Below are 13746 nucleotides of genomic sequence, written 5' to 3' on the forward strand. Positions count from 1 at the left end.
ATGACCATGGATATTCATGTGCGCGAGGGCGACGTCGAGCGTCTGGCGCTTCGAAGCTACACCGAAAAGGCGTACCTCGACTATTCGATGTACGTCATCCTGGATCGCGCCCTGCCTAACATCGGTGATGGCCTGAAGCCGGTGCAGCGCCGCATCGTCTATGCCATGCGCGAGCTGTCGCTGACGGCCAATGCCAAGTACAAGAAGTCGGCGCGTACCGTCGGCGACGTGCTGGGCAAGTTTCACCCTCATGGTGACAGCGCCTGCTATGAAGCCATGGTGTTGATGGCACAGCCCTTCAGCTATCGCTATCCGCTGGTGGATGGTCAGGGTAACTGGGGCAGCCCTGACGATCCCAAGTCGTTTGCGGCGATGCGCTATACCGAGTCCCGTCTGACCCGCTTTTCCGAAGTGCTGCTGGCCGAGCTGGGCCAGGGTACCGTGGACTGGATTCCCAATTTTGACGGCACCATGAACGAGCCGGCGGTGCTGCCGTCTCGTCTGCCGCATGTGCTGCTCAACGGCGGCTCCGGCATTGCCGTGGGCATGGCCACCGACATTCCGCCACATAACGTGACCGAGGTGGTCGAGGCGACCGTACATCGTCTGCGTCATCCCGACTGCAGCGTCGAGACCCTGTGCGAACTGCTGCCGGCACCGGATTTTCCGACCGCCCCCGAGATCGTGACGCCGCGTGCCGATCTGCAAAAGCTTTATACCACCGGGCGTGGTTCGGTGCGCATGCGCGCGCGCTATTATCAGGACGGTAGCGACATCATCATCAACGCGCTGCCCTGGCAGGTCAGTGGTGCTCGCGTGCTGGAACAGATGGCGGCCCAGATGCAGGCCAAAAAGCTGCCGATGGTGGCGGACCTTCGCGATGAGTCCACCCATGAAGAGCCCACGCGGCTGGTCATCGTACCGCGTTCCAACCGCGTCGATGTTGACGCGCTGATGGACCATCTCTTTGCCACTACCGATCTGGAGAAGAGCACGCGGGTCAACATGAACCTGATTGCGCTGGACGGGCGCCCGCAGGTCATGTCGCTGGATCGTCTGCTTGATGAGTGGCTGTTGTTTCGACGCAATACAGTACGGCGACGTCTGGAGCATCGGTTGGGCAAGGTCGAGGATCGCCTCCATATCCTGGAAGGCCTGCTGATTGCTTATCTCGATCTCGATGAGGTCATTCGCATCATTCGTGAAGAGGATGAGCCAAAGCCTGCCCTGATCGCCCATTTCGGGCTCAGTGAACGCCAGGCCGATGCCATTCTCGAGCTGCGCCTTCGCCATCTGGCCAAGCTTGAAGAGATGAAGCTCAAGGGTGAGCGCGACGAACTCGAGCGCGAGCGCAAGCAGCTCGAGAAGCTTTTGGGCAGCGAACGGGCCATGACCAACCTGATCGAGCGTGAGCTGCGCGCCGATGCCAAGGCCTACGGTGACGAGCGTCGCAGTCCGCTGGTCGAGCGGCAGGAAGCGCGGGCGCTTTCCGAGGTCGACCTGCTTGGCGCCGACCCGATTACCGTGGTGGTTTCCGAAAAGGGCTGGATTCGAGCGGCCAAGGGCCACGACATCGATCCGAAGAGCCTCTCCTACAAGTCCGGTGACAGCTTCGCCTTTTCCGCCCACGGCAAGACCAACCAGCCGCTGGTGCTGCTGGAAGACAGCGGCCGTGCCTATACGCTGGCGGCTCATCAGTTGCCTTCAGCGCGCGGGCAGGGTGAACCGGTGTCCGGCCGGGTCAATCTGGCAGCAGGCTCGAAGCTTCGTGCGGCCATGATCGGGGCGCCATCGCAGCGCTATCTGCTGGGTAGCGACGGCGGTTATGCCTTTAGTGTGGCGCTGGAGGAGATGATCGGACGCAGCAAGTCCGGCAAGGCGGTGCTGAGCATTCCGAAAGGCTGCGACGTCCTGATGCCACTACCGCTCTCGGGTGAGGCGCAACGGGTGGCCGTGGTCTCCAATGAGGGGCGGCTTCTGGTGTTCGAGGCAAGTGAGCTGCCGGCGATGAGCAAGGGCAAGGGATCGCGCATGATGGACATTACCGGTGCGCGGGCAGCTAATCGGGAAGAGTTCGTCCGTGACTGGATCGTGCTTGATCCGGGCAGTGCGCTGGTTGTGCATGCCGGCAAGCGCAAGAAACGTCTGGCGGGTGATGAGCTGGCCGGTTATGTGAGTAGTGCCGGCAAGCGGGGCATGAAACTTCCGCAGGGCTTTCAGAAGGTGGATCGCCTGGACGCCGAATAGGTGTGCTGCGAACACCGCTGATCGTGATTGGAAGGGCCGGTGGGGCAACCCCCGGCCCTGGGCTTTTTCCAGAGTGTGTGAGAGAACGACATGAACCAAAGGATGCTCCTGCGTGCCACCGGCCCGGTCAGGGCCAATCAGCTGGCCATGTTGAGCCAGACGCTCAATGACAGTGGCGCTCGGCTGCTGGACATCAATCAGCAGGTCACGCTGGGTCAGACCGTGCTTGAAGCGCTGATCGTGTGTGATGAGCGGCCATCGCCTCAGGTGATGGGGGAGGCCACAGGACTCGAAATCTCGCTTTACGACATCGACCAGCCAACGTACGAGCACTGGCAGGGTCTGCATCAGTCACCAAAGCTGATCATGACGCTTATGGCCGCGCAGTTGCCGACGGATCTTCTGGCGCAGATGGATCGGTGGATCGGCGAGCAGGGGCTTGTCATCGAGCGTTTGCAGCGCCTGTCCGGACCGTCTTCTCTGGTCGAGCGCGCACCCGTCGAGGGGGTGTGCCTTGAATACCAGCTACGTGGCGATGCCATCGATTTGGCGGCGCTGAGACAAACGCTGCTGACGCTGGGTGCGGAGTTAGGTGTCGACATCACGCTGCAGGAAGACAGTCCCTGGCGGCACCAGCGCCGGCTGGTCTGCTTTGATATGGATTCCACTCTGATCAAGGCCGAGGTCATTGATGAGCTGGCGCGTCGTCATGGGGTTTATGAGGCGGTGGCGGCCATCACCGAGCGTGCCATGCGCGGTGAAATCGACTTTCAGCAGAGCTTTCGCGAGCGTATGGCCATGCTCAACGGGCTCAGCGAGTCGGTACTGGAAGAGGTGGCCGAGGGGCTTGAGCTGATGGACGGCCTTGAACGTTTAATGGCTGGCCTCAAGCAACGGGGCTATCGCACGGCGATTCTATCGGGCGGCTTTACCTACTTTGCACGCTATCTACAAAAGCGACTCGGCTTTGACGAGATTCACGCCAACGAACTGGTGATCGAAAACGGGGTGGTCACCGGAGAGGTGCATCTGCCGATCGTGGATGCGGAGCGCAAGGCGGTGTTGCTGGGTGAGATCGCCAGTCGTCACGGTATCGCACTTGAGCAGACCTTGGCCGTGGGAGATGGCGCCAACGATCTGAAAATGCTGGCCGCGGCCGGGCTGGGTGTTGCCTTTCATGCCAAACCACTGGTACGGGAAAAGGCGCGTATGTCGCTGTCCATTCTGGGTCTGGACGCCATCCTGTATCTGCTTGGACACGACGCGCGACGCCGGATGCAGGGGTAACACTCGGGCGCAGGTCGCAGGACCTGCGCTCAAGAAAGCCTCCCGTATGCCGATATCCCCGGCATTTAGGCGCTCAAGCCTCTCCGGTGGATAATCTCATGTTTCCAGATTCCAATCTCAATGCAAGCAAGGCGCGCCATCTGGACATCGGCGCGCCGGATCAGATCGTTGAAACCTTTGCCGACCTGATCAAGAGCGATGCTCGGCTCACGATTCGTTTTGAAGACCTTGATGTTCAGTATCCCGTGACGCTGGCCCTTTTGGACCGTGATCTGCACCAGTGTGTGCTCAGAGCCAGTGCCCTCAGGGACCTCGATTCGCTGCTGACCCAGCGTCTTCCCTTCTATTTTGATATCCAGTACAGCTCGATGACGATGACCAGCGCCATGATGCGTCCGCTCAAGATCAGCGGGCAGGGCGACTGGATCGATATTCGTGCGGCGCTGCCCGTATCGCTCAAGCTGACCCGCCAGCGCAATCTGTTTCGGGCCACGCTCGAACGCGGCATGAAGGTCAACATGCTCATGACCGCGCAGCGAGGGGGCAACGAGGTAGAGGGACGGCTGGTGGATCTCTCTATTGGCGGTTGTCTGATTGCGGTGTCGGTCAATGACGCGATCAATTTTCAGATCGGTATGCCGCTGCATCAGCTGCGGGCGGTCTTTCCCAATTCCGAGGTCTTTGACGCGAGCGGCTGCGTGCGTCACATGCGCTGCAGCGATGACAATAGCGATGTGCTGGTCGGCATTGTCTTTGATGCCAGCCTGGCCGATTTTGAGCGCAAGGTATGGTTTTATGTGCGCGAAATCGAGCGCGAGGCCGTGCGTCTGGATGCCCCGGTAGAGCGGGCAGTGGCCCCTTCAAGGCTTTTTAACGAAGGCAGTGCCGCCCTTGAGATGGAGCCTGTCGCTTCTCCTCAGGAAGAGGCGCTGGTGTCACTGCCCCTGTTTGATAACGTCAAGAGCATTGCCCGCGCGCTGGGCGTTCAATTGATCAATCTGCAGGCCGGCATGAGTCTGGAAACAGCGGTGCTTTGCGAGCAGGCGCGCATGCTGCTGTCGCTGTTGCAGGAAGATCGTCAGGCGCTTTTGTATGCACTGGCCTGTGTCGAGCCTCACTCCACGCCGCTGGTCTGTCATGGATTATCGGTGGCCGCGCGCCTGGCCGATCTGGAAAGTGGTGATCGCACCACGGAGCAGATCGTGCAGATGATGGCCTGTGCGATGGTGCATGACTTCGGCAAGATCCTGCTCCCCGAAAACGTGCGGCTGCATCAGGGCAGCATGGACCATTCGATGCTGTCGCATCTGCACGCCCACGTGGAACTGCTGCGCTTTCGCATCGAAAGAGACGGGGTTTCCTCCGACATGCGCCGTGATGTACTGCTGAGTATCAACGAGCGACTCGATGGCAGTGGCTATCCACGCGCCCTGAAAGGGCACTCGCTGAATCGTCTGGCACGCATGGCCGCGGTGGTAGACGCCGTGGATGCCATGAGTCGGCCACGTTCGGATCGACCCGCCTGGCTGGCGCTGGACATCTATCGCCACATCTTCAACGCCGGTAGCCAGTTTGATACTGCCAGCGTCAATCGTTACGTCAAACGCTATGGATTTACCCCGATCGGTTCTCTGGTGACCTTTTCCAGCGGCTTTCAGGCCTGGGTCATGCGTCTTGATGCCAGAGGGCAGCCATCGCGAGTGCGGGTGGTACGTGAACTGACGCATGACAAGCGCATGAATCAGATGCTTGAAGGGGAGGAGCTGGTACAGCTGGGGTCGCTTGAAGGCTGTGTCGGACGTCATGACAGCGCCATGACGCCCTGGTAACCTCCTAGCGCGAGAAGATGGATCAGCGCGAGAAGGTAGCGCGATCGGTTTCCACTATCTCGACAATGGCGCTCATGTGCCCGCCTAAATGCTCATTGATGGTGGCCAGCAGAGCGGTTGAAAGCGCCTGGCGCTGCTCCTGCGTTCGCCCGGCAAACAGACGCACCTGCAGCATGGCAAAGGGTTTTGCCTCGCCGGCCTGACGCGTGTGAAACAGGGGAAGCGTGGCGACCTTGATCGCGCGTGCTTCAAAGAGCCCTGAATCCAGCGCGCAGTGATGCAGGGCGTCCATCAACGGGGCAAGCGTGTCATCACCGAGCTCCCGAGGATGGTGGAAAAGCAGTGTGGGCATATCGATGGTCCGTAGTGAAGGTCTTTCAGTCACGGTGGTTGTCAACCATGGGCGCGCTGATGGGCCTTTTTGCGTTTCAGATAGTCCTCGTCTTCGCGAACCTTTATCCAGACCTTTTCAAAGATGGCCGCTGATTTGGCCTTTTCCTCGTCAATGTCACGCTCGCGAATCTCGCCATTTTTATCGTATTTGCGCCCGCCAGGATAGTTGGCGTAGCGCCGGGCGCGGGTATGGCCCATCTGGATGAACTTGCGTGCCATATCCATGCCGACAAAATCATCATGGGCGCGGTAATCTTCAAACATTTCCAGAAGCTTTTGCGATGAGGCATGAGCGTCAGCCGGCGTCTTGAAGCGCCAGTGCGGCAGCAACTCTCCCTTGTAGGGTTCAACGGTCAGTACGCCCTGCTCGCCGCGGCCTACGCGATAATGTTCCGGGTGCCTGCGGCAGTCCGGCTTCTCGCCATCATTCTGATGTGGCTGGCCGGTCAGGGCAGCCTTTGATGTGCTCATGCCTTCATCCTGTCATCCGTGAGTTGGCCTTTAAGGCAGTTCATGAAGCGATGCTGAAATACCCGGCCACATCATGTGCTCAAAAGTGGTCAATGCCATGCATTATCAGCCATGATAGTTCAGCTCATCAGACAGGGAAGCGGTAATGCCACCAGGAATTCAGGGAAAGGGATCGTCATGTCGAGTTGCCGGCATGTCGGTGACAGGTGCGCGCACGGTGATGCTGACGCTGTTGCTTGGCAGCGGCGTCATGCAGGGCTGTCAGGCCGGGGCTTCGCCGTCCTCGCCGACATCCTCCGCACCTCAGGCGGCGTCCACGAACGAGACTTCCAGTGACGCGAGCGCCGGGACGTCATCAACGGTGGCCGAGGCCAGTACTTCCAGCCGCGATGATCAGACGCCCGCCGAGCGGGAATCCTTTGATCAGTGGGTCAGCGAGTTTCGCCAAAAGGCGCGCGCGCAGGGCATTACGTCCAACACGCTGAATGAAGCGCTGGCAGGCGTGCGCTATCAGCCGCGCATTATCGAACTGGATCGCTCACAGCCAGAGTTTACCCGGGCGATCTGGGAGTATCTCGACAGCGCAGTATCCTCAAGCCGGGTTGATAACGGCCGCCAGAAGCTGGCCGAGCATCGCAGTGCCGCCGATCAGGCGCAGGCCCGCTATGGCGTGCCGGGCTCGGTCATTACGGCCATCTGGGGGATCGAAAGCAATTACGGCAGTAATTTTGGCAGCTTCTCGACCATTGATGCCTTTGCCACGCTCGGTTATGAGGGGCGCCGCCACGCCTTTGCCGAAGAGCAGTTAATGGCAGCACTACGCATCATTCAGGAAGGCGATATCGACCGCGACCATATGCTGGGGTCCTGGGCCGGGGCGATGGGACATACCCAGTTCATCCCTACCAGCTTCCTGGCCTATGCCGTGGATGGCGACAACGATGGCCGCCGCGATATCTGGGGCAGTATCCCGGATGTCATGGCGTCTACCGCCAACTATCTGGCCAAAAACGGCTGGCAGTCTGGTCAGCCCTGGGGGGTTGAGGTGACGTTGCCGGAGGGCTTTGACTACACCCGCACCGAGCTTTCCACACGTCAGTCTACTCAGGCCTGGCAGGCGCAGGGCGTTCGCGCGGTGCAGGGGCAATCCCTGCCGGCATTCGATCAGGCCTCCATTATTGCGCCGGCCGGCGCTCAGGGGCCCGCGTTCATGGTCGGGCCCAACTTCCGCGTCATCATGCGCTACAACAATGCCACCAGCTACGCGCTGGCTGTGGCGCTGCTGTCACAGCGCATCGACGGCGGCCCCGGCGTGCAGGGTGACTGGCCACGTGGTCTGAAACCGCTGACGCGCTCTCAGACCAGGGAGATACAGACACTTTTGAATCAGAAGGGGTTTGGCACCGGCACGCCGGACGGCATCATGGGGCCCAATACCCGGGAAGGGCTGCGGGCCTGGCAGCGCAGCGTCGGGAAAACGCCGGATGGCTTCCCCAGCAGCAGCGTGCTGGAAGCACTGCGCCAGCCATAATATTGACAGTCGCAGTCAAACAGTTGGCCGGATCTGGAATATCGGGCGGGGTTAGACAAAAGTCGATGTGGCGATTCAGCACACTGGAAAGGGCCACCCGTCCGTAATCGACTAGGCTTACTGACGAAAGGATTCAATTAAAGACAGTGACGGCCCTACCCCCTTGTGTGCGGTCACTGCGGTGGACAGTCGGAGAGTCATCATGAAGGCGACGCGCAACAATCCCTATGGGGTCATCCCTCCTCATCTTCTCAATTACCTGATTGAAAACGGTAACGACCGCCATCGCCGTTGCGCGTTGAACACCCTGACGCTCGATTCGCGTTTCAGGGCCCGCACCGAGCGCCACACGGCGCCTACCGATGCGCGTCGTGGGGCAAGAGGGGAACCGCTGCGCTACATCTTCGATGCGGGTAATACCATGGAGCTGCCGGGGCAGCAGGTCCGACGTGAAGGCCAGCACAGCACCGGGGACGAGGCCGTGGATGAGGCCTACAAGGACCTTGGCGCCACCTACCGTTTTTTCTGGGAAGTGTTTGAGCGCAACGCCATCGATGATCAGGGCGGTGCGCTGCTGGGCACCGTGCATTATGGCGAGGACTATCAGAACGCCTTCTGGAACGGTTATCAGATGGTTTTTGGCGATGGTGATGGCGAAATCTTTCTCTCCTTTACAAAAGCGCTCGATGTGGTGGCCCATGAACTGACCCACGGCATTACCGAGCGTGAAGCCGGGCTTGTGTATTACAACCAGTCAGGCGCGCTGAACGAATCCGTCTCCGATGTCTTTGGCGTGATGGTGGCTCAGTATGACGCCCACCAGACGGTCGATGAGGCTGACTGGGCGATCGGGCGCGCACTGCTGGCGCCCGGGATCAATGGAACAGGGCTCCGCTCGATGTCCGAACCGGGCACGGCCTATGATGACCCTCTGCTGGGGCGTGATCCACAGCCGGCGCACATGCGCGATTTCGTGGAAACCAATGAGGACAATGGCGGCGTTCACATCAACTCGGGTATTCCCAATCGGGCTTTTTACCTGACGGCCATGGCGCTGGGCGGTTACAGCTGGGAGCGCGCCGGACGGGTCTGGTATGCCACGCTTACGGATGATCGCCTGGCCAACGATGCTGAATTTCTGGACTTTGCCCGCCTGACACTGGATAACGCCGAGACATTGTTTGATGGCAGCGAGGTGCGTGATGCTGTCCGTGATGGTTGGCTGGGCGTAGGAGTCGAGTTGTGAGCTATCAACATACTCTGGGTGAGCGCGCACGCGTTCGCCTGGCGCGAGAGGGCGGCGTGGCCTATATGCCGGCGCTCGCTCATCCTCGCGAAATTGCCTTTCATGATTGTTCGCTGTCGCAGCGCAAGAAGGTCTGCAGGCTTCTGGATGAAGCCGAACAGCTGAAATGCCCGGGGGATCAGGCCGGGCAGGGTGATCAGCGCTACTTTCGCATCATTATCATGCCCATCGGCAGCGATAATGATGTGATCACCCTGCATGTTCCCGAGCATCGTGCCCCGGAGTCGCTGGTGACGCTGTGGAAAAACGGGCCCTGCGACGACTGAGGCAGCCGGATTATCACGGCGCTGAAGACGTGTGGTGGGCCTGGACCGGTGTCTTGGCCTTTTCACCCGGGACCTCACGAACCAATCGCGGCAGCAGGAAGCCGGGCAGGCAGTCCCTTAGTGTGTCGTGAAGGCGTTGAGCCTCATCATCCGGCACATCAAAGTGTGCAGCACCCGCTACCGGGTCCAGCACGTGAAGGTAGTAGGGCAGAATGCCGGCCTCGAACAGGCGCTCGGACAGCGCTCTGAGTGCCTCGATATTGTCGTTGACACCCCGCAGCAGTACGCTCTGGTTAAGCAGCGTCACTCCCACCCTTTTAAGCCGGTCACAGGCCCTGATCACGTTGTCATCGATTTCGTTGGCATGGTTGATGTGCAACACGATCACCTTTTGAAGACGTGTCGCGGCAAGCCATTCAAGCATGGCGTCATCGACCCGGTCGGGAATGACCACCGGCAGCCTCGTGTGCAGCCGAAGTCGCTTGAGGTGGGGAATGCCATCAAGCTCACCTACCAGCCAGGAAAGCCGGGCATCGCTTGACACCAGCGGGTCGCCGCCGGAAAGGATCGCCTCGATCAATGACGCGTCATCACGCAGGTAGTCCAGCGTTTTATGCCACTGTGCGCGCGAGGCGGCGTGATCCTCGTAGGGGAAGTGACGACGAAAGCAGTAGCGGCAGTTGATCGCACAGGCCCCACTGGCGATCATCAATACACGTGCAGCGTATTTGTGGATCAGTCCGGCGGCCGGGGTGTGATCGGCTTCCTCCAGCGGATCGGTGACATAGCCTGCCACCGTTTGCGTCTCACTTCCCAGCGGAAGCACCTGTCGCAGTAGAGGGTCGTTCGGGTCGCCCTTTTTAATGCGCGATAGATAGGCTTGGGGCACACGCACCTCAAAGGCCTGATGGCCCGCCCGGGCACCAGGCAGCCAGCGCTCGTCAAGGCCAACGGCGCTCAACAGTGCTCCGGGATCACGAAGGGCGCCGGAGAGCTGTGACTGCCAGCTCTGGTCGGGAGCGCTGTCGTTACCGTCAGCGGATAAAGAGATAGTCTGCACAGGCTGCATGGTTCGCGTTATCATCGCACACATTGTCATGCTTCGACGTCGCCGGGCCCGGGTGGGCAGGGCGTCGAGGCTTTCTGTTGATTCACTGTCCCCGCAGCTGCTCTGGTGTTCAGGTGGCTGCGAACACAACGAGGCGTTATGGCAAGCTATTCTACCAACGAATTCAAGGGCGGTCTGAAAGTGATGCTCGACGGCGATCCCTGCAACATCGTCGAAAACGAGCTCGTCAAACCCGGCAAGGGTCAGGCCTTCAACCGCGTCAAGCTGCGCAATCTGATGACCGGCCGCACTTGGGAGCGCACCTTCAAATCCGGCGAATCGCTGGAAGGTGCCGATGTGCTCGACATCGACATGGAGTATCTCTACAACGATGGCGAGATGTGGCACTTCATGAGAACCGACGGCTCCTTCGAGCAGTTTGCTGCCGACAAGAAGGCCGTGGGCGACACTTCCAAATGGCTCAAGGAGCAGGTGGTCTACACCATCACGCTCTGGAACGACAATCCCATCTCGGTCACGCCGCCCAATTTCATCGAACTGGAAGTGGTTGAAACCGACCCGGGCCTCAAGGGCGACACGGCCCAGGGCGGCTCCAAGCCGGCCACTCTGACCACCGGCGCCGTGGTACGTGTCCCGCTGTTCATCAACCAGGGCGAAACGCTCAAGGTCGATACCCGCAGCGGTGAGTACGTCAGCCGCGCATAAGGCGTGTCCTGAAGTATGGCAAGCGCCGGGCCCCATGGCCCGGCGCTTGCGTTTGGTCCTGCCCCATCAACGGATGAAGTGCCATGAGTGCTGATGACTGGCGTCCCGGCGCCACCCTGGAGGTCCTGCGCGCGCGCGCAGGTCTAATGCGCCGCATCCGCGAGTTTTTTGACGCGCGTGACGTGCTGGAAGTGGAAACCCCGGTGCTGGGCCATGCCGGCAGCAGTGACGTGCACTTGGATTCGCTCTCTCTCGGCGCCCGCACCATGAATGGTGATGAACGGCTCTGGTTGCAGACGTCGCCGGAATACCACATGAAGCGTCTGCTGGCGGCCGGCAGCGGCCCCATTTTTCAGCTGTCGCGGGTGTTTCGAGACAATGAAGCGGGGCGGCGTCACAACATCGAGTTCACGATGCTGGAGTGGTATCGTCCCGGCTTTGAACTGGAGGCGCTGATCCAGGAGGTGGTGACGCTGATCGAGACCGTGCTGGACAGATCCCTGCCAGCGGTACGCCTGCAACCCTATCGAGCACTGTTCATCACCCACCTGTCGGTGGACCCGCTAATGGATGGCCCGGAGACGCTGTCAGCGTTGCGTGCCCTGGCCGCTCAGCATTCAGGCGCTGACACGGATGATTGGTCGCGCGATGACTGCTGTGACCTTCTGATGTCGCTGGTCATCGAGCCACTTCTGGGGCGAGAGGGGCTTGATGTCGTGATGGATTATCCGGCTTCTCAGGCGGCGCTGGCGCGTCGACACATTGATCATGACGGTGCGATGGTGGCCGCGCGATTTGAGGTTTATCTGGAAGGTGTCGAGCTTGCCAACGGCTTTGATGAGCTGACCGATGCCGATGAGCAGCAGGCCCGCTTTGAGGCGGATAATCAGGCGCGTCTGGCACTGGGTAAACCTCTGGTCGAGGCAGATCAACGCCTGATTGCGGCACTGCGCGCCGGAATGCCACAGGGCTGCGGCGTGGCGCTGGGCGTCGACCGGTTGGTCATGCTGGCACTGGGTATTGATGATATCGATAGAGCCATGGCCTTTGGCACCGCCCGCTGCTGATTCGGTCGGCATCACATGATGATTTGATCCGCCCCGTCGTCATCTCGCCACGGGGCGTTTCAGGTATCGGGGTCAGGCGTTCGGGTCGAACAGTTTGATCTCCCGAACATCGATATGCTCCCAGACCTTCTCGGTGACGTAGACCTCCGTCTCGAGCCAGGCCTCCAGCGCTTCCCGGCTTTCAAACCGGCAGTGGACATTGGAGCCAATCATTTTGCCTTCATCATCCAGGATGACGCCGCCACTGATGAAATGCCCCTGTCGGGCAAGCTCGCGAAGATCCTCCAGATGCTTCTCTCGACAGCCCATGCGGCGCTCGAGTGCGCCATCATCGGTGTAGTCCCAGGCCAGCAGCGTAAATTGTGTCATGTCTTGTTCCTTGTGAATGAATGGGTCATGTCAAAGGGATGGTCTCGCCTCATTGGGTCCGATCGTCGATCCCTTCAGTGTCCGGCCCGGCTCATGATATTTGACAGACCATCCGTATCGATACGGCCTTCGCTGAACGGCGGTGTCTGCAGAATATGGTGTAAAAGCTGCGCGGCCGCCGGAGAAAGGGGGCGGCCACTGCGAACGAGCACATGTGTTTCGGCGTTCATGAAGACCGGGTGGTCGATGGGCAGGGCCACCAGTCGCTGTTGACTGATGTCACCCAGTGCCGCGACTTCGGCCATGAAGGTTACGCCGTCGCTATTGGCCACGTAATGCTTGAGTGTCGCCAGTGAGTTACTGTTCAGCGTGGCCTGAAAGTTGCACTTTTCGATGACCTCGACCGTGTCGATCAATTGACGCAGTCCAAACCCATGATCGATCAGGGCCAGTGGCCAGGCCAGGATATCTTCAAGAGACAGGGGCCGTTGCTTGCGCGCGAGTGGATGGTCCGGCCTGACCAGCAGTCGTACCGGCTGACAAACGGATGCCACGGCATGAATGCCCGGTATCAAGCGGGGCGAGTAGGCCACCCCCATGTGGGCCTGCCCTTCAAAGACCTGGCGTACGACCTCGTTGACGCTGGCCAGCAATAACGTGATCTGGACGGCAGGATGACGACGACTGAAGCTGCCCATGACGTTGCCCGCCAGGATCTCGTTATATCCTTCGCTGATGGACAGCTTGATCTGGCCACGCTGCAGGCCATCCAGCGCGGCCAGTCTCCCCAGCAGGCTCTGCTCGGACGCCTGGCGCTCCCGATGGAAGTCGGACAGCAGTTCTCCCGCCTCGGTAGGCCTTACCCCTCGACCATGACGCTCCATGAGGGCCAGGCCAAGACACTGCTCAAGCTGGCGGATCTGCCGGCTGATGACGGAAGGCTCGATATCCAGCCGATCGGATGCGCTGCGAATGGAGCCTGCCGCGATAGCCTCACTGAAATAGTGGATGCTGCGTGGATTGAGCTGATGAAACAGCTGTTCCTGAACGATGGACATGGGCATTTCCTGCGATGGTCTGCGCCGGGGCAGACGGCCTTTTTATTGTGTTGAAGTTTCAGGCGCGATCATGAAAACGCTTTGTCTACTATCCATTAGTGTTGCCTTTGGAGCAACACTCCCTGCCTGTCGATGACATTGCTTCCCT

The 13746-nt window shown here is 60.1% G+C and carries 13 protein-coding genes; 8 read left to right on the forward strand and 5 right to left on the reverse strand.

Features of this window, described 5'->3' with window-relative positions; translation table 11 throughout:
• From parC to B9H00_RS14050, 3 genes are all read left to right on the forward strand, one after another.
• A complete protein-coding gene (parC, locus tag B9H00_RS14040) occupies nt 1–2247 on the forward strand; it encodes a DNA topoisomerase IV subunit A (RefSeq protein ID WP_086901179.1) in 2247 nt (748 codons plus the stop codon).
• Nucleotides 2248–2337: 90 nt separating this feature from the next.
• Nucleotides 2338–3534 (forward strand): phosphoserine phosphatase SerB, encoded by a 1197-nt coding sequence (gene serB, locus B9H00_RS14045; protein WP_086901180.1) that lies wholly within the window; start codon nt 2338–2340, stop codon nt 3532–3534.
• Between the two features lie 98 nt (nt 3535–3632).
• On the forward strand, nt 3633–5363 hold the full coding sequence (locus B9H00_RS14050) for an HD domain-containing phosphohydrolase (RefSeq protein WP_086901181.1): 1731 nt from the start codon (nt 3633–3635) through the stop codon (nt 5361–5363).
• Nucleotides 5364–5385: 22 nt separating this feature from the next.
• On the opposite strand, the gene B9H00_RS14055 is transcribed toward B9H00_RS14050, so the two are convergent.
• On the reverse strand, nt 5386–5715 hold the full coding sequence (locus B9H00_RS14055; protein WP_086901182.1) for a 5-carboxymethyl-2-hydroxymuconate Delta-isomerase: 330 nt from the start codon (nt 5713–5715) through the stop codon (nt 5386–5388).
• A gap of 41 nt (nt 5716–5756) precedes the next feature.
• The gene (locus B9H00_RS14060; RefSeq protein WP_086901183.1) at nt 5757–6227 is read right to left on the reverse strand and encodes a DUF4385 domain-containing protein; all 471 of its coding nucleotides are present in this window, start codon (nt 6225–6227) and stop codon (nt 5757–5759) included.
• A gap of 250 nt (nt 6228–6477) precedes the next feature.
• Between B9H00_RS14060 and B9H00_RS14065 the strand changes: the two genes are divergently transcribed.
• The 3 genes from B9H00_RS14065 to B9H00_RS14075 all read left to right on the forward strand — a co-directional run bounded on the left by B9H00_RS14065 (nt 6478) and on the right by B9H00_RS14075 (nt 9330).
• On the forward strand, nt 6478–7758 hold the full coding sequence (locus B9H00_RS14065; RefSeq protein WP_086901901.1) for a lytic murein transglycosylase: 1281 nt from the start codon (nt 6478–6480) through the stop codon (nt 7756–7758).
• Nucleotides 7759–7960: 202 nt separating this feature from the next.
• Entirely contained in the window at nt 7961–9004 is a 1044-nt protein-coding gene (locus B9H00_RS14070) for a M4 family metallopeptidase (protein WP_086901184.1), read from the forward strand.
• A complete protein-coding gene (locus B9H00_RS14075) occupies nt 9001–9330 on the forward strand; it encodes a protealysin inhibitor emfourin (RefSeq protein WP_086901185.1) in 330 nt (109 codons plus the stop codon). The genes B9H00_RS14070 and B9H00_RS14075 overlap by 4 nt, the downstream gene beginning before the upstream one ends.
• Nucleotides 9331–9343: 13 nt before the next feature.
• On the opposite strand, the gene epmB is transcribed toward B9H00_RS14075, so the two are convergent.
• Nucleotides 9344–10399 (reverse strand): EF-P beta-lysylation protein EpmB, encoded by a 1056-nt coding sequence (epmB, locus tag B9H00_RS14080; RefSeq protein ID WP_236944294.1) that lies wholly within the window; start codon nt 10397–10399, stop codon nt 9344–9346.
• A gap of 138 nt (nt 10400–10537) precedes the next feature.
• Between epmB and efp the strand changes: the two genes are divergently transcribed.
• Together efp and epmA are read left to right on the forward strand one after the other, a co-directional pair.
• Nucleotides 10538–11104, forward strand: coding sequence for an elongation factor P (efp, locus tag B9H00_RS14085; protein ID WP_086901187.1), 567 nt, complete (start codon nt 10538–10540; stop codon nt 11102–11104).
• 83 nt (nt 11105–11187) lie between these two features.
• Entirely contained in the window at nt 11188–12171 is a 984-nt protein-coding gene (gene epmA / locus B9H00_RS14090) for an EF-P lysine aminoacylase EpmA (RefSeq protein ID WP_086901188.1), read from the forward strand.
• Between the two features lie 72 nt (nt 12172–12243).
• On the opposite strand, the gene B9H00_RS14095 is transcribed toward epmA, so the two are convergent.
• Both B9H00_RS14095 and B9H00_RS14100 read right to left on the reverse strand, forming a co-directional pair.
• The gene (locus B9H00_RS14095) at nt 12244–12540 is read right to left on the reverse strand and encodes a YciI family protein (RefSeq protein ID WP_086901189.1); all 297 of its coding nucleotides are present in this window, start codon (nt 12538–12540) and stop codon (nt 12244–12246) included.
• Between the two features lie 74 nt (nt 12541–12614).
• A complete protein-coding gene (locus B9H00_RS14100) occupies nt 12615–13598 on the reverse strand; it encodes a LysR family transcriptional regulator (RefSeq protein ID WP_169713445.1) in 984 nt (327 codons plus the stop codon).
• Between the last annotated feature and the right edge of the window lie 148 nt (nt 13599–13746).

The sequence above is a fragment of the Kushneria marisflavi genome (assembly GCF_002157205.1).
GTDB lineage: Bacteria > Pseudomonadota > Gammaproteobacteria > Pseudomonadales > Halomonadaceae > Kushneria > Kushneria marisflavi.